The sequence below is a fragment of the Pseudoalteromonas lipolytica genome (genome assembly GCF_003515105.1).
Lineage (GTDB): Bacteria > Pseudomonadota > Gammaproteobacteria > Enterobacterales > Alteromonadaceae > Pseudoalteromonas > Pseudoalteromonas lipolytica.
The window spans coordinates 1178331-1193568 of record NZ_CP032090.1 but is presented as its reverse complement, the minus strand read 5'-3'; the positions used below and the strand labels follow the sequence as shown (position 1 = coordinate 1193568).

14 protein-coding genes and 5 tRNA genes are annotated in these 15238 nt (G+C 41.9%); 5 read left to right on the top strand and 14 right to left on the bottom strand.

Annotation, left to right across the window (positions count from 1 at the left end; translation table 11 throughout):
* Window positions 1–5: 5 nt before the first annotated feature.
* The 8 genes from clpX to D0907_RS05410 form a co-directional block, all read right to left on the bottom strand.
* On the bottom strand, window positions 6–1289 hold the full coding sequence (gene clpX, locus D0907_RS05450) for an ATP-dependent protease ATP-binding subunit ClpX (protein WP_036969827.1): 1284 nt from the start codon (window positions 1287–1289) through the stop codon (window positions 6–8).
* Window positions 1290–1424: 135 nt separating this feature from the next.
* The gene (gene clpP / locus D0907_RS05445; RefSeq protein ID WP_036969828.1) at window positions 1425–2042 is read right to left on the bottom strand and encodes an ATP-dependent Clp endopeptidase proteolytic subunit ClpP; all 618 of its coding nucleotides are present in this window, start codon (window positions 2040–2042) and stop codon (window positions 1425–1427) included.
* Window positions 2043–2316: 274 nt separating this feature from the next.
* Entirely contained in the window at window positions 2317–3621 is a 1305-nt protein-coding gene (gene tig / locus D0907_RS05440) for a trigger factor (RefSeq protein ID WP_074988630.1), read from the bottom strand.
* A 392-nt stretch (window positions 3622–4013) separates the two neighbouring features.
* Window positions 4014–4090: transfer RNA gene (locus D0907_RS05430), tRNA-Pro, on the bottom strand.
* Window positions 4091–4129: 39 nt separating this feature from the next.
* A tRNA-Pro gene (locus D0907_RS05425) sits at window positions 4130–4206 on the bottom strand.
* Between the two features lie 15 nt (window positions 4207–4221).
* Window positions 4222–4297, bottom strand: a tRNA-His gene (locus D0907_RS05420).
* A 23-nt stretch (window positions 4298–4320) separates the two neighbouring features.
* A tRNA-Arg gene (locus D0907_RS05415) sits at window positions 4321–4397 on the bottom strand.
* A gap of 51 nt (window positions 4398–4448) precedes the next feature.
* Window positions 4449–4525: transfer RNA gene (locus D0907_RS05410), tRNA-Pro, on the bottom strand.
* 340 nt (window positions 4526–4865) lie between these two features.
* On the opposite strand from D0907_RS05410, the gene folD reads away from it, so the two are divergent.
* A complete protein-coding gene (gene folD / locus D0907_RS05405) occupies window positions 4866–5720 on the top strand; it encodes a bifunctional methylenetetrahydrofolate dehydrogenase/methenyltetrahydrofolate cyclohydrolase FolD (protein WP_036969836.1) in 855 nt (284 codons plus the stop codon).
* Between the two features lie 63 nt (window positions 5721–5783).
* On the opposite strand, the gene D0907_RS05400 is transcribed toward folD, so the two are convergent.
* Window positions 5784–6653, bottom strand: a complete 870-nt coding sequence (locus tag D0907_RS05400) for a DMT family transporter (protein ID WP_118844123.1) — start codon at window positions 6651–6653, stop codon at window positions 5784–5786.
* Between the two features lie 140 nt (window positions 6654–6793).
* Window positions 6794–8173 (bottom strand): cysteine--tRNA ligase, encoded by a 1380-nt coding sequence (cysS, locus tag D0907_RS05395; protein WP_118844122.1) that lies wholly within the window; start codon window positions 8171–8173, stop codon window positions 6794–6796.
* 176 nt (window positions 8174–8349) lie between these two features.
* On the opposite strand from cysS, the gene D0907_RS05390 reads away from it, so the two are divergent.
* From D0907_RS05390 to D0907_RS05380, 3 genes are read left to right on the top strand one after another with little or no spacing between them, the layout of a single operon-like run.
* Complete coding sequence (locus D0907_RS05390) at window positions 8350–8841, top strand: peptidylprolyl isomerase (protein ID WP_036969841.1); 492 nt, start codon at window positions 8350–8352, stop codon at window positions 8839–8841.
* 53 nt (window positions 8842–8894) lie between these two features.
* Window positions 8895–9632 carry a UDP-2,3-diacylglucosamine diphosphatase gene (locus D0907_RS05385; RefSeq protein ID WP_118844121.1) on the top strand — a complete coding sequence of 246 codons (738 nt, stop codon included), beginning with the start codon at window positions 8895–8897 and terminating at the stop codon, window positions 9630–9632.
* A 49-nt stretch (window positions 9633–9681) separates the two neighbouring features.
* Entirely contained in the window at window positions 9682–10473 is a 792-nt protein-coding gene (locus tag D0907_RS05380) for a substrate-binding periplasmic protein (RefSeq protein ID WP_036969846.1), read from the top strand.
* On the opposite strand, the gene miaE is transcribed toward D0907_RS05380, so the two are convergent.
* Window positions 10470–11228, bottom strand: coding sequence for a tRNA isopentenyl-2-thiomethyl-A-37 hydroxylase MiaE (gene miaE, locus D0907_RS05375; protein ID WP_036971653.1), 759 nt, complete (start codon window positions 11226–11228; stop codon window positions 10470–10472). The genes D0907_RS05380 and miaE overlap by 4 nt on opposite strands.
* Before the next feature lie 231 nt (window positions 11229–11459).
* Here miaE and D0907_RS05370 point away from each other — a divergent pair, with 231 nt between their 5' ends.
* Window positions 11460–12059 (top strand): Yip1 family protein, encoded by a 600-nt coding sequence (locus D0907_RS05370; RefSeq protein WP_036969848.1) that lies wholly within the window; start codon window positions 11460–11462, stop codon window positions 12057–12059.
* Window positions 12060–12137: 78 nt separating this feature from the next.
* On the opposite strand, the gene purF is transcribed toward D0907_RS05370, so the two are convergent.
* The 3 genes from purF to D0907_RS05355 all read right to left on the bottom strand — a co-directional run bounded on the left by purF (window position 12138) and on the right by D0907_RS05355 (window position 15237).
* Window positions 12138–13664: an amidophosphoribosyltransferase gene (purF, locus tag D0907_RS05365; protein ID WP_036969850.1), complete on the bottom strand. Its 1527-nt coding sequence runs from the start codon at window positions 13662–13664 to the stop codon at window positions 12138–12140.
* 18 nt (window positions 13665–13682) lie between these two features.
* Window positions 13683–14177 (bottom strand): CvpA family protein, encoded by a 495-nt coding sequence (locus D0907_RS05360; RefSeq protein WP_036969851.1) that lies wholly within the window; start codon window positions 14175–14177, stop codon window positions 13683–13685.
* A gap of 391 nt (window positions 14178–14568) precedes the next feature.
* Window positions 14569–15237 (bottom strand): SPOR domain-containing protein, encoded by a 669-nt coding sequence (locus D0907_RS05355; protein WP_036969853.1) that lies wholly within the window; start codon window positions 15235–15237, stop codon window positions 14569–14571.
* Window position 15238 lies beyond the last annotated feature (1 nt).

The following is a 15238-nucleotide window of genomic DNA, read 5'->3' as shown; positions in this document are numbered from 1 at the left end:
CAAATTTATTCAGATGCCGCTTTGTCTTGATTACCACTTTGGTAAATCAAAATTGGGTCTGACTCACCTTTAATAACCGTTTCGTCAATTACCACTTTGCTTACATCATCCATCGAAGGAAGTTCATACATGGTATCAAGTAATACACCTTCTACGATTGAACGTAAGCCACGTGCACCTGTTTTACGCTCCATTGCTTTGTGCGCAATCGCTGATAAGGCATCTTCACGGAACTCAAGCTCAACGTCTTCCATTGCGAACAATGCAGAAAACTGTTTAGTTAAAGCATTTTTAGGTTCGCTTAGAATTTGAATCAGTGCGGCTTCATCCAGCTCTGTTAACGTTGCAACAACCGGTAGACGACCAATGAACTCAGGAATTAAACCGTACTTCACCAGATCTTCAGGCTCAACATCTTTAAATGTCTCACTTAAGCTGCGGCTGCCAGATGATTGTTTAACTTCAGCACCAAAGCCAATACCCGTATTTTTGTGACTACGCTGCTCAATCACTTTATCTAGGCCTGCGAATGCACCCCCACAGATAAATAAGATTTTCGACGTATCAACTTGTAAAAACTCTTGCTGCGGATGCTTACGACCGCCTTGCGGTGGTACAGAGGCAACCGTGCCTTCAATCAGTTTTAAAAGTGCTTGTTGCACACCTTCGCCTGATACATCGCGGGTGATTGATGGGTTGTCTGATTTACGAGAAATCTTGTCAATTTCATCAATATAAACAATACCACGTTGCGCTTTTTCGACGTCGTAATCACATTTTTGCAGTAATTTTTGAATAATATTTTCGACGTCTTCACCCACATAACCGGCTTCGGTTAATGTTGTGGCATCAGCCATAGTGAATGGCACATCAAGTAAACGAGCCATCGTTTCTGCAAGTAATGTTTTACCACTACCTGTAGGACCAATTAACAAGATATTACTTTTACCAAGTTCAATATCAGCGTTGATGGTTTGATTACGAAGACGTTTATAATGATTGTATACCGCAACCGACAGTACTTTTTTCGCGTGGTCTTGGCCAATCACATAATCATCTAAGTGATTACGAATTTCTTTCGGCACAGGCAGTTTATCAGACGCGCTATGTTTCGGCGCAATGTCTTTGATCTCTTCCCTGATTATATCGTTACACAGCTCAACACATTCATCACAAATGTATACTGAAGGGCCTGCAATTAATTTGCGAACTTCATGCTGGCTTTTGCCACAAAAAGAGCAGTATAACAATTTATTACTTTTGTCGCCGTCTGTAGGAGTGTCAGACATTCAGCTACCTCATTTTTTACGTTGGCAGCAGCACGCAACTGCTGCTAATTCACTATGGTTAACTATATCAAAGAATATAAGTTTTCGCATAGTAAAGGGTGATAGCTAATAATACGATATCATTAGCTATTCAGATTACTTTGTTTCGCGACTAGAAAATACTGAATCAACGAGACCGTATTCAACCGCTTCGCTTGCACTCATAAAGTTGTCACGGTCGGTATCGCGTGATACCACGTCTAACGGCTGACCCGTATGCTCAGCCATCAAGCGATTTAGTTTATCTTTAATTGATAAAATTTCACGGGCATGAATTTCGAAATCAGACGCCTGACCTTGGAAACCACCAAGTGGTTGGTGAATCATCACACGCGAGTTAGGTAAACAAAAACGTTTGCCTTTAGCGCCACCTGATAGCAAGAAGGCTCCCATGCTCGCCGCTTGACCAACACAAATAGTACTGACATCTGGCTTAATGAAATTCATTGTATCGTAAATCGCCATGCCTGCAGTGACCGAGCCACCTGGCGAGTTGATATAAAGATAAATATCTTTTTCTGGATTTTCTGACTCTAAAAACAGCATTTGCGCAAGAATCAAGTTTGCCATGTTATCTTCAACTTGGCCTGTTAAGAAAATAATGCGCTCTTTTAAAAGACGTGAGTAAATATCATATGAGCGCTCACCCTTTGCTGTTTGCTCAACAACCATAGGGACTAATGCGTTTAGAGGGTCTATCATACCGCTGTTCATTCTTATTTAATTCCTTATCCGCTGCGACTCATCCTTACTATAAGGAAAGCACATTTATACTAATGTTAATTTACGCGTATTTTCAATCTATTTAAGTATATGCGAACACAAAGATGTATTTTCAATCCTTTATGTTTAATGTTGCGCATTAACATAAGTATTGTTGGTTTTGGTGAAACTGGCCACCACAAACTAAAATGGCCCGAGTACGCTGTATAAATACAGTGTAACACGAGCCATTTAATCGCTAGCGAGAGCTTAAGTCAATGACTTATTAGGCACCTTGCTGTGGATTCATGATGTCGTCGAATGCTTTTTCAACGTCAGTCACGTTTGCTTTAGCTAGGATAGCTTCAACTGCTTGCTCTTCCATCGCTACGTTGCGCATTTGCTGCATTAGTTGATCATTTGCTTTGTAGTATTCTACTACTTCAGTTGGATCTTCGTATGCAGAAGCCACTGTTGCAATTAACTCTTCAACTTTTGCGTCATCAACTTTAAGCTCGTTCGCTTTAATCACTTCACCTAGTAATAGGCCAGTTTTAACGCGAGTTACAGCTTGCTCGTGGAATAACTCAGCTGGAAGCTCAGGCATGTTTTGAGCGTTGCCGCCAAAACGTTGTGCCGCTTGTTGACGTAGAGCATCAATTTCTTGATCTACTAGTGCTTTTGGCACGTCGATTTCGTTGTTCGCTAAAAGACCTTTGATAGCTTGGTCTTTCACGTTAGCTTTAACCGCTTGGTCAAGCTCACGTGACATGTTTTTCTTAACTTCTTCTTTCAGTGCATCAACGCCGCCTTCAGCAACACCGAATTTAGTTGCGAACTCTTCGTTAAGCTCAGGAAGCTCTTGAGTTTCAACTTTCTTCACAGTAATAGTGAAAGAAGCCGCTTTACCTTTTAGGTTTTCAGCGTGATATTCTTCAGGGAATGTTACTTCAGCAACAACTTCTTCGCCCGCTTTTTTGCCAACGATGTTGTCTTCGAAACCTGGGATCATACGACCTTGACCAAGTTCTAGAGGGAAGTCTTCAGCTTTACCGCCTTCAAACTCTTCACCATCGATAGAACCAACGAAGTCGATAGTTACACGATCTTTTTCACCTGCAGCAGCGTCAACTTCAGTCCACGATGCGTGTTGCTTACGTAACGTTTCTAGCATGTTAGCTAGGTCTTCGTCAGTAACAGAAACAGCTGGTTTTTCAACGTTAATTTTATCTAGACCTTGAATTTCAACTTCAGGGTACACTTCAAACGTTGCATCGAATTCTAAATCTTTACCTGCTTCTAACGCTTTTGGTGCGAAAGTTGGTGCACCCGCTGGGTTGATTTTTTCAGAAACGATTGCTTCGATGTAGTTGCGTTGCATTAATTCGCCCGCAACTTCTTGACGTACTGCAGCACCGTAACGTTTGTTGATGATAGACGCTGGAACTTTACCAGGACGGAAACCATCGATACGCTGGGTTTTAGACAGTTGTTGTAAGCGTTTTTTTACTTCAGTCTCAACGTTCTCTGCAGGAACGGTGATGGTCAGACGGCGCTCAAGGCCTTGAGTCGTCTCAACAGAAACTTGCATGATTTACCTCAATCTTCAATTTTGGCGACTGTTCGCCTTCCTTACAAACAAGGTGATCTCCATGAGTGATAGCAAGTTTTAACGCTGAAAAATTCAACTTAAAACGGCGCATTGTAACCATGAGATACCATTGCTGCTCTGCCCCTATGGGCACTATGTTAAACAATAGACGCGGCATTATAACCTAATATTTTTGATAGTCGAGTCTAGGGGGCAATTATTTGGTCTATATAGCGGCAATCTGCGTTTAAACGAACAAAAAACGAACGTAAAAATCATCAGCAAAGTAAGGTGATTAATTAAATCAGAATGTTTAAAAAGGGAATGACTAAGCGGTATTAATTTAGCGCATGAAACGCTCAGATTACCAAGATGAATATACTAGTAGAAAATGGTCGGCGATGCAGGATTTGAACCTGCGACCCCTTGGACCCAAACCAAGTGCGCTACCAAACTGCGCTAATCGCCGATATAAAGAGAAGTTTTGAAAATACAACCACAGTGAAAGTGGTCGGCGATGCAGGATTTGAACCTGCGACCCCTTGGACCCAAACCAAGTGCGCTACCAAACTGCGCTAATCGCCGATACTGTGTGTAAATTGGGGTGACTGATGGGGCTCGAACCCACGACAACCGGAATCACAATCCGGGGCTCTACCAACTGAGCTACAATCACCACGGCATTTACATATTTTCAAATGGCGCACCCGGAAGGATTCGAACCTTCGACCAACGCCTTAGAAGGGCGTTGCTCTATCCAGCTGAGCTACGGGCGCATCGAAAACTTCAAAAGTTTGCCTGTAAGCAACCGCTTCTTAAAGAAGAAGTGGTCGGCGATGCAGGATTTGAACCTGCGACCCCTTGGACCCAAACCAAGTGCGCTACCAAACTGCGCTAATCGCCGATGCTTACTATTGTTTGCGAGTGACCTCGTTAACAACGGGGTGCATAATAGTGATTTGGCCGAGTCAGGTCAAACATTTTTTTAAGAAAATAATTCAATCGGTCACTTTTAGTTCATAATGGTTAAATATTGCAAATATAAGCTAAAATTTGAACTCTTTTTTATAAATAGACGCTTTATATCATATTGCATCTTGGCGCTATGCAGCTTTTCTGCGAAAATACGCAGCATAATAAAATATGATCAAACAAACGTGTTTGTTATATCCATGCCCCTTATTCGGATGATCATATTTTGATGTATCAGTATCAAGTTAACTAACCCCAATGAAAGGTCACCCATGACGGCAAACATCATCGATGGTAAGGCAATAGCTAAACAAGTACGCAGTAATGTGGCAGAACGAGTTGCAGCGCGTGTTGCAAACGGTTTACGTGCTCCAGGACTCGCAGTCGTGTTAGTTGGTCAAGATCCAGCAAGCCAAGTATATGTAGGTTCAAAACGCAAAGCCTGTGAAGAAGTCGGCTTTGTTTCTAAATCTTACGACTTACCTGGCGACACGACAGAGCAAGACTTACTCGCATTAATTGATCAACTTAATGAAGACAAAGAAGTAGACGGCATTTTAGTTCAACTTCCTTTGCCGCAAGGTCTTGATGCAGAGAAGATTCTTGAACGTATTACCCCTCATAAAGATGTTGATGGTTTCCATCCTTATAACATTGGCCGTTTAGCACAGCGTATGCCAGCACTTCGCCCCTGTACACCTAAAGGGATTATTACCCTACTCGACTCTACGGGTGTGCGTTACAAAGGCATGCATGCGGTTGTGGTTGGTGCATCGAACATTGTTGGTCGTCCTATGTCACTTGAGTTACTGCTTGCCGGTTGTACAACAACGGTGTGTCATAAATTCACGCAAGATTTAGAAACTCATGTGCGTCGTGCAGACTTATTGGTGGTGGCTGTAGGTAAACCAGAATTTATTCCTGGTGACTGGGTTAAAGAAGGCGCTATCGTCATTGATGTAGGTATTAACCGCCTTGAATCTGGCAAACTTGTGGGTGATGTTCAATATGATATTGCCGAACAAAAAGCGCACTTCATCACGCCTGTACCAGGTGGTGTCGGCCCGATGACTGTTGCAAGCCTCATTGAGAACACCCTTGAAGCATGTGAAAAATATCACAGCTAATAATGATTGATTGTAAAAAGGGTTGCCACATGGCAACCCTTTTTTGTTGTGAAACGAATACGTTTACACGCGTTTAAGTTTTAGCATTTGCGGCAACACCGAAAAAATAATCATCGTAAACATAATCAAATACTGCCATGGTTGGTATTGCTCATTTAATAAAATAATTGCACAGATGATCCCTGCAATTGGATTCGCAATCGTGCCAAACGAAAATTCAGCCACACTCATACGCCCAAGTAACCACACATATAAAATATAGGCAATCGCTGTATTGGGCACAATAAGCCAAAATAATGCACTGTATTGTAGCGTTGAAATAGGCTCAAAAACGCTGTAGTAATTTGTTGGATTAATGAAGCTGCCGTCTATAACCGCAGCGAGTAATAAAATAGTACCGCCAATAATTAACTGCCATGTAAGCACCACCCACCAATGAATACTGACTGATAAGGTTTGTACAAGGGTACTGCCAATCACAATCGTCAGTAATGCCCCCAATAAAGCACCGACACCCAGAGCATTTAAAGCGACATAAGCGGGGTCGAACAATAACCATGCAAGCACGACTAATACGGCTGCACTAATAGCTTGAGGCTTTGCAGGTCGCTGTCCTTTTGCTATCCATGCATATAAAAGTGCGACCACGGGGACCGACACCATGCCAACACCAGCAATTGCTGCAGGAAGATTAATCGCCATAATAAAGATAAACGCAAAAAACAGGGCGATGTTTATAGCGCCTAAAACGAGTAAGCTGGGCCATTGACGCGCGCGAGGAAAGCTTGGTTTTATTAATAATAAAAGTAACCCTGCGGGTAATGCGCGTAACGCACCTAATAATAACGGCGGCCAATCAGGGGTCGCATATTTTGTCACCGCATAAGTTGTACCCCATAAAAAAGCGGGGATCATGGCAAGAAAAATATTCAATGTAAGTCCTTGTAAATGCACAATAGCGATAGAATAAAACCTCAACCTTTATTGAGGTCAATACTTAAAAATAAAAAACTAAAAACAAAAAAGGCTGCCAATATGGCAACCTTTTGTCGGTTTCAATTTTAGCTTAGTGTTTACGCTTTACGCCACGTTGTTTTTCCAGCAGAGTCTTCAAGCACCACACCTAACGCATTTAGCGCATCACGTGCTTCATCAGCAGCGGCCCAATCTTTGTTAGCGCGGGCTTCATTACGTTGCATGATTAAGGCCTCAATCTGTGCTACTTCGTCATCGTCTTGACCGCCTTGCAGGAAAGCTTCTGGGTCTTGCTGCGCAACACCTAATACTTCGGCAATACTACGAAGCACAAAAGCTAATTTTCCAGCTTGCTCTGCATCGCTGTCTTTCACACGGTTAAGCTCTTTTGCTAATTCAAATAACACAGGTAATGCTTCAGGTGTATTGAAGTCATCGTCCATTGCTTTTCTGAATTTTGTAACGTATTCATTGTCGGCTAATTCACACTCAACAGGTGTTACACCGCGTAATGCCGTGTAAATGCGCTCTAATGAAGAGCGTGCTTGCTCAAGGTTCTCTTGCGAGTAATTAAGTTGGCTGCGGTAATGACCCGAAATTAAGAAATAACGAACCGACTCAGCATCGTACTCTGTTAGTACGTCACGTACGGTAAAGAAGTTGTTCAATGACTTAGACATCTTCTCTTTATTTACCTGCACCATGCCTGTGTGGATCCAGGTATTTACGTACTTACCGTTGTTTGCACAGCATGATTGAGCAATTTCGTTTTCGTGGTGAGGGAACTGTAAATCTGATCCTCCCCCATGAATATCAAAATGCTCACCTAAATGTTTAGAGCTCATTGCCGAACACTCAATATGCCAACCAGGACGACCCTCACCCCATGGCGATGACCACGAAGGCTCACCTGGCTTGGCTCTTTTCCAAAGTACGAAATCAAGCGGATCTTGCTTATCTTGCGCAACTTCAACACGCGAACCCGCTTGCAACATAGTTAAGTCTTGCTGTGAAAGTGCGCCGTATTGCTCAAATGTTGATACATCAAACAATACATCGCCGTCAGCTGCTACGTAAGCATGACCTTTCGCTATTAAACACTCAACCATGGCGATGATTTCATCCATGTGGTTGGTTACCGTTGGCTCAACATCAGGACGAAGCATGTTTAAACTATCAAAGTCTTCGTGCATCGCTTTAGTCATACGGACTGTTAAGTCATTTATAGACTCACCGTTTTCATGAGCACGCTTGATTATTTTGTCATCAACGTCCGTAATATTGCGGACATATTTTAAGTCGTAACCAATATGGCGCAGGTAACGGACAATAACGTCGAAGCCAACAAAAGTACGCGCATGTCCAATGTGACAGTAATCATAAATAGTGATACCACACACATACATGTCGATTTTGCCATCAACAAGGGGTTTAAACTGTTCTTTTTGTCGTGTAAGTGTGTTGTAAATTTGTACCATTTATAAAATGTCCTTAACGGTGTTTCGAGATTCTCTATGGTAACACTTGCAAAGCCACTGCTCTAGCGCTTTATCAATTGAACAAGCACTTTGTTAATCTTCTCAACAAGCACTTTGTTAATCTTAGCTAAGTGCTATAAAATAACGGCATTATTAAACCAGATATAGGAAACCTCATGGTTGTTCTACACACAAACTTTGGTGATATCACCATCAAAATGCACGAAAGCGATGCACCAAACACTGTTAAAAACTTTTTAGAGTATGCAAACGCAGGCTTTTACAACGGCACTATTTTCCACCGTGTAATTGATGGTTTCATGGTTCAAGGCGGTGGTTTTGAGCCAGGAATGGTTCAAAAAGAAGTTAATAACCCTATTCAAAATGAAGCAAACAATGGCCTAGCAAACAAAGTTGGTACATTAGCTATGGCACGTACGCCTGATCCACATTCAGCGACTGCACAGTTCTTTATTAACGTGAACGACAATGATTTCTTAAACTTCAGCAGCGAAACTTCACAAGGCTGGGGCTATTGTGTGTTTGCAGAAGTAGTTGAAGGTATGGACATCGTAAACAAAATCAAAGGTGTTGCGACTGGCAGCGCAGGCTTCCACCAAGACGTACCACTTGAAGATGTAATTATCGAAAAAGTAACTGTTAGCTAAGCTAACGGTGAGTTTTTATAAGCGGGCTTAAGCCCGCTTTTTTGCGAGTGACTATGAAACAGAGCTATTTTATTGCCGACCTCCATTTAACAGAAAACCGCCCTGATATCACTGCGGCATTTTTTGATTTTCTTGATGACAAGATTATTAATGATGACGTAGATGCGTTATATATTCTGGGTGATTTTTTTGAAGTTTGGGTTGGTGATGACTATCAAACGACACTTTCAGAACGTGTTGCTGCACACTTAAGACAAGCAGCTGAAAGTGGTACTGAGCTTTTTTTCATACACGGCAATCGAGACTTTATTATGCGTGACGGCTATGCCAACAGCGCCAATATGACGTTGCTGCCTGAACAGGTTGTTATTGATTTATATGGCACGCCGACGGTGCTACTGCATGGCGATGAAATGTGTACTCAAGATATTGAATATCAAAAGTTTCGTAAAAAAAGTCGTGGTTGGTGGTGGCCTAAGCTCATGTTAGCGATGCCACTATGGTACAGAAAGAAAATTGCCCGTAACGCCCGCGAAAAGTCAAAACAAAGCCAAGCAGGTAAAGCACTCGAAATTCTTGATGTAACCGAAGAAGCTGTTCTTGCCATGTTCAAAAAGCACCACGTTGCCAATATGATCCACGGTCATACACACCGCCCAAATGTTCATCAATACACTGTTAATGGTAAAACGTTAATTCGTACTGTGTTAGGTGACTGGTATGAACAAGGCTCATATTTAAGAGTAACCCCCAACAATCAAGAACTCGTCCACACCCCCTTTAAATCGTAAGAATTTTAGCTATGCTTGAACAGAGTCTCCGTTTAAAGCGTGCCGTTTTATGATTACACGATTAACATGCCTGTGCTGCTTACTAGTTTGCTTTACACTCAATAGCCAAACTTGGCGGTTAGTCACAGAGCCTTTCCCACCTTTTCTAATCGATAATAGTGAAAAACCGGGTTGGGTTCATGAGGTGGTTATTGCCGCTTTAAAAAGTCAAAATAAAAAAGCCGTCATTGAATATACACAGTGGGCTCGGGCACTTAAATTAGCCAAACGACATAAGCACATTGCTGTTCTAGGTGCTTTTTACTCAGAAGAGCGAGCCAAAGTATTTTATTATTCAAAACCTCTTGGCTTTGCCAATGTTGTTTTGTTTAAGCGCCAAGATGCCGTAATTCGATACGATGGCTCTCTCGAATCTCTCCTGCCTTACACGATAAGTAAAGGAGAAGATTATGTAAGTAGTGAAGAATTTACGAACAACACAACATTAGGTATTACAACCACACGTGATTTAGTTGAAAGCCTTTACTTGCTTCAGCAAGAACGGGTTGACCTCGTAGCAGGTACGCAAGAAGTGGCTGAATACTGGCTCGCACATAATAGTAAATTACAAAACAGCGATGTGGTTATTACCGCGTTAAAACCCAATATTGCGACTCATCAACTTTATATCATTTCAGCTAAAAGCCATCCTCAATCAATTGAATTTCAAAACGAATTAGAAAAAGGCTTGGTCGAAATAATTAACAATGGCCAAGCAGAAATAATCCTTAATCGTTATCATCTAAGTGACAAAGAAAAACAAGCCTTCTACTCACCATTTATTCGCACTGAGATGCCTTAAGCAGGCACCCCACTGTGAAATTTAAAATCGTCATCAGGCGTTGAAATTAACTCAGCTTCAATGTGCGCAAAAAATTCGACACGCTCGCTGATATCAAACTCACTGATCTCTTGCGCAAGTGTTAAATAGTCTTGGTAATGACGCGCTTCTGAGCGCAGCAATGAAATATAAAAATCACCTAAGCGTTTATCAACATGCGGCGCTAATTTAGCAAAACGCTCACACGAGCGTGCTTCAATGTAGGCACCAATAATTAACTTATCAACTAAGGCATCTGGCTCGTAAGTTTTTACGTGGCGCAGCATCCCTTTGGCATAACGACATGGGGTAATACTTTTATACTCAATGCCATATTCATCCATAATCTCAAGCACTTGATAAAAATGATGCAGCTCTTCTTTAATAAGCATCACCATTTTATCAATGAGATCTTGCCCATAAGGTGAATCCGATTTTGGGATCATCGACTTAGTCAGCTTGTTTTTATCTGCAAGCTCACGCCAATCGCCGTCGCGCTTATAAATAAGTGTTTCAAAGGGCTTTAACCACTCAAGTAACGCATCCGCACTTTCTTTATCAACCGCATACTTACGAATTAAAAACATCGCACTCTGTGCCGCTTTTAATTCACAAATTAAGTGATCGATTAATACGATATCTAAGTTTTCTTTTTTGGTTGCCGCAACAATCCACTCATCGGGTGTTTCGCATTGCAAAAATGACTGTATCGGGGCTAATAATGCAGAGTAAGGCACTGATTCTATTCTCATCGTCAAACAAGCGTGCATTTTACCACATAAATATCGTTTCACTCCATGACCCAAATCAGGGCAAAAGTAATTTCTTATATGCACTAAAGAGTTACATCTTAACTGAGTATTCGATTATTTCAGCTTCTTGACAAGATTTAATAAGTGAACCATAACTTAATCAAAGCTGTACAAAAATAAAACAGCTCATATTCCTTTTTTACAGGGGCAACAATTATGATTCTAAACCATCTATGGGGCTTATATGCTCATCCACTCGAAGAGTGGCAAACCATTGATAATCGGCATGAAAGCTTGCGTTACAGCTTATCACATATCTTACTTATCGCGTGTATCCCCTCTATTATGGGGTATTACTCTTCAGTTCATTTGGGTTGGAGCATTGGCTCAGGTGAGGCAGTCTTTTTGACCCATGATAGTGCATTGCTTATCGCGGTTGCGATGTATTTTGCACTAATAGTAGGCGTATTTGCGCTGGCCTACCTTGCGCATTGGATGGCCGTTACGTTTGGTGCAAAACCGACCTTTACACAAACTTTGGAACTTGCTGCGTATACGGCAACACCGGTGTTTATGTCATCGCTTGCTGCATTTCTACCCGAGCTCTGGTTTGTCGTGTGTGTAGGCTTGGTCGCGCTTGCTTACTCGGTATATTTACTCTACACAGGGGTGCCCATTTTAATGCATATCCCTGAGGAGCGAGGTTTTATTTATGCCAGTTCAGTGGTCACATGCGGACTGATTTTATTGGTCATTATTTTAGCTGCAACCGCTATTTTGTGGACTAACGGCATTGTCCATCCTATGTTTACCTAACGAGAATTAAATCCTTTCTTTCCACAAACAAAAAAGGAGCTCGCAAGCTCCTTTTTTATTATTCAAGCGAGTTGCTAATTAATCAGCACCATTCTCTTCTTGATTGTGTAACTCTAAACCTGACGACATTGCATTTTCACGCGTTGATTTCGCTGAATCATTACGTAAGCGGTCAATGCGGTTTAAATAATCCTGATCAATATCACCCGTAATATACTGACCATCAAATACCGATGTTTCAAAACGTGTGATTTCAGGGTTCTCTTGGCTTACTGCCGAGATTAAGTCATCAAGTGACTGATAGATTAGGCCATCTGCACCAATACTTGCATTAATGTCTTCTACTTCACGGCCATGCGCAATCAGCTCAGCAGCCGAAGGCATGTCAATACCATACACGTTCGGGAAGCGTATTTCAGGCGCTGCTGAAGCAAAGTATACATTTTTAGCACCTGACTCACGTGCCATCTCAACGATTTGCGCTGAGGTAGTACCACGTACAATTGAATCATCTACAAGCAGTACATTCTTACCTTTGAACTCACGGTCAATCGCATTTAATTTCTGGCGAACTGACTTTTTACGCATTTCTTGGCCAGGCATGATAAATGTACGACCAATATAACGGTTTTTAACGAAACCTTGGCGGTATGGCAAGTTAAGTACAGAAGCAATTTCCAGTGCGACATCACATGATGTTTCAGGAATAGGGATCACAACGTCAATGTCTTTATCGGCCCATTCACGTGCAATTTTTTCACCGAGCTTGGTACCCATGTTGACACGCGTTGCATACACTGACATACGGTCAATGTTTGAATCTGGGCGAGCAAAGTAAACAAACTCAAAAATACAAGGCGAGTAACTCGTTTTGTCAGCACAAGGTTGAGAGAAAAGCTGACCGTCTTCAGTCACATAAATCGCTTCGCCTGGCGCAACATCACGTACAAACTCAAAACCGTCTGTTTTTAATGCGACGCTTTCTGATGCAAACATATATTCTGTGCCGTTTGCCGTTTCACGCTTACCAAATACTAACGGACGAATACCATTCGGGTCACGAAAAGCAACAATACCGTGGCCGATGATCATTGCAATTGTTGCATAGCCACCATTTACTTTATTGATTACTTCAGTGACAGCATCAAAAATGTCTTGTGCTTCAAGCTTTAATTTATTTGGCTTACTTAACTCATGCGCCATGATATTAAGTAAGATCTCAGAGTCTGATGTTGTATTAACATGACGGCGAGCTTCTGAAAATAATTGCTGCTTTAATGCTTCTGCATTTGTTAAGTTACCATTGTGCGCAAGTGCAATACCAAATGGCGAGTTAACATAGAAAGGTTGCGCTTCAGACGAGCTAGATGAACCAGCTGTCGGGTAGCGAACATGGCCAATACCAATCGTTCCTTGTAGACGCTTCATATGACGGGTATGAAATACATCTTTAACTAGGCCATTGGCTTTACGTAAGCTAAACGTGTTGTTTTCAATGGTAATGATGCCAGCTGCATCTTGACCGCGGTGTTGCAAAACAGTTAAGCCATCATATATCGCCTGATTAACAGGAGAAGTTCCGACTATGCCAACGATACCACACATTAAATTTATCCTCGCCGATTAACGGTTTACAGAATTTAAAAAACTTGAGTTGTTTTCGAGGTACGAAAAGAACCACTCAACAACAAAGCCAAATTCTGGAATCAAAATAGAGTTGCCCCACCAATGCGTATTAGGTGCACCGGTAAAAGCATCAAGAAAGAAGAGTAACGCGCTCACGACCAACACGCCTCGAAGCGCACCAAACACTATGCCAAAAACACGGTCGGTGCCAGATAAACCAGTACGTTGTACAAGCTCACCTAAAATATAGTTTAGTAATCCACCTAACAGGAGTGTCGCAAAAAATAATATGGCTATTGCGGCAGCATTTCTTAAAAGGGGTTCTGAAATACTTGTTAGGAAGGATGCTAAATATTGGTAAAACAAGCTAGAGATGATAAATGCGCCAGCCCATACAGCCAATGACATTGCTTCTTTTACAAAGCCACGTATTAAGCCAATGATGGTAGACAGTGCAATGATGCCAAGTATGGCGTAATCAACCCAGATCATAATAACCAACTAGTCGTTAATTTGGGGCGCATTCTATACCCAAACCACCTGTAGATGCAAGATTTCAGCATGATATAAAACGTATTTAGACAAGGCATTGATTGCAGGCAATAGTGATATCTTGGCTAAATCAACAAGGCAGTAAAAACATGTTTTAGCCATGCCCTTTGGCACGTTACAAGGGGGGCTGTACGGTGTTGTGGCAACTTAAATGATACTTGAGCTGTATCGCCACCCGTTCGGTGAAAGCCCCCTTGTCGCTGTTACAGGATTCGTTAGAGGGTTAAGGGGTTATACCAATCCGCAATTAGACTAAATCACTTTAAGGGACTAAATCACTTTAATGAACTAAATAAGCGCATTGGTATGAAAGCGTAAAACTTAGATTAGATCACTTTGTTACTTCAAACTGAGTAACTTTGCCATTTAACTTGGTTAGCTGTTTTAACTCGGGCAGTTTACTCTCAAGCTCTTTCTTATTCAGTGACGGACCCACAAAGACTTTTGTTAAAGTGCCATTAGGGGTCTTAATTGGACGAGTGAAGGTTTTAAAGCCGTTTGCTTTTAGCTTTTCTTGCAGTGATTTAACGTTTGGAGCGTGCGAAAAGCTACCGAGTTGAATCACATAAGCCATTTGCGTCAAGTTTTCTTCGGCTTTGCGTGCCGGTTCTGCTGTTTTTTCAGCAGGCTTAGGCTGCGCTTTAACTTGCGTTTTAACTTCCGCTTTAGGCTCTATTTTAGCAATAGTCACGGTGTCGTCTGTCGATGCTTCGACCATTTTGGCGGGTTCATCGATTTGTTTAACGTGGTCTGAAGCAAGCTTTGCGTCATCAGCCTGAATATCTTCTACCTGCGCTGCTAAGGGCTGCTCTGTTGAGGCGACCTTATTATCAATCGCCTCTTGTAAGTCAATCGTCGTGAACTCTGGGCGTTCAGGGATCGCTTTAAAGCCGTCTGTGTAATGAACCTTCTCTCCATCCAAAATATTTGGAATAAAGACAATAGCCGCTACAACCACAATGGTGGTCCCTACTAAGCGATTAATAAACCCTGCGTTCACC

Bases quoted from the DNA above. Each gene is read 5' to 3' on its own strand.
- clpX (WP_036969827.1), bottom strand. From the start codon at position 1,289: ATGTCTGACACTCCTACAGACGGCGACAAAAGTAATAAATTGTTATAC.
- clpP (WP_036969828.1), bottom strand. From the start codon at position 2,042: ATGAACAGCGGTATGATAGACCCTCTAAACGCATTAGTCCCTATGGTT.
- tig (WP_074988630.1), bottom strand. From the start codon at position 3,621: ATGCAAGTTTCTGTTGAGACGACTCAAGGCCTTGAGCGCCGTCTGACC.
- folD (WP_036969836.1), top strand. From the start codon at position 4,866: ATGACGGCAAACATCATCGATGGTAAGGCAATAGCTAAACAAGTACGC.
- cysS (WP_118844122.1), bottom strand. From the start codon at position 8,173: ATGGTACAAATTTACAACACACTTACACGACAAAAAGAACAGTTTAAA.
- D0907_RS05390 (WP_036969841.1), top strand. From the start codon at position 8,350: ATGGTTGTTCTACACACAAACTTTGGTGATATCACCATCAAAATGCAC.
- D0907_RS05385 (WP_118844121.1), top strand. From the start codon at position 8,895: ATGAAACAGAGCTATTTTATTGCCGACCTCCATTTAACAGAAAACCGC.
- D0907_RS05380 (WP_036969846.1), top strand. From the start codon at position 9,682: ATGATTACACGATTAACATGCCTGTGCTGCTTACTAGTTTGCTTTACA.
- D0907_RS05370 (WP_036969848.1), top strand. From the start codon at position 11,460: ATGATTCTAAACCATCTATGGGGCTTATATGCTCATCCACTCGAAGAG.
- purF (WP_036969850.1), bottom strand. From the start codon at position 13,664: ATGTGTGGTATCGTTGGCATAGTCGGAACTTCTCCTGTTAATCAGGCG.
- D0907_RS05360 (WP_036969851.1), bottom strand. From the start codon at position 14,177: ATGATCTGGGTTGATTACGCCATACTTGGCATCATTGCACTGTCTACC.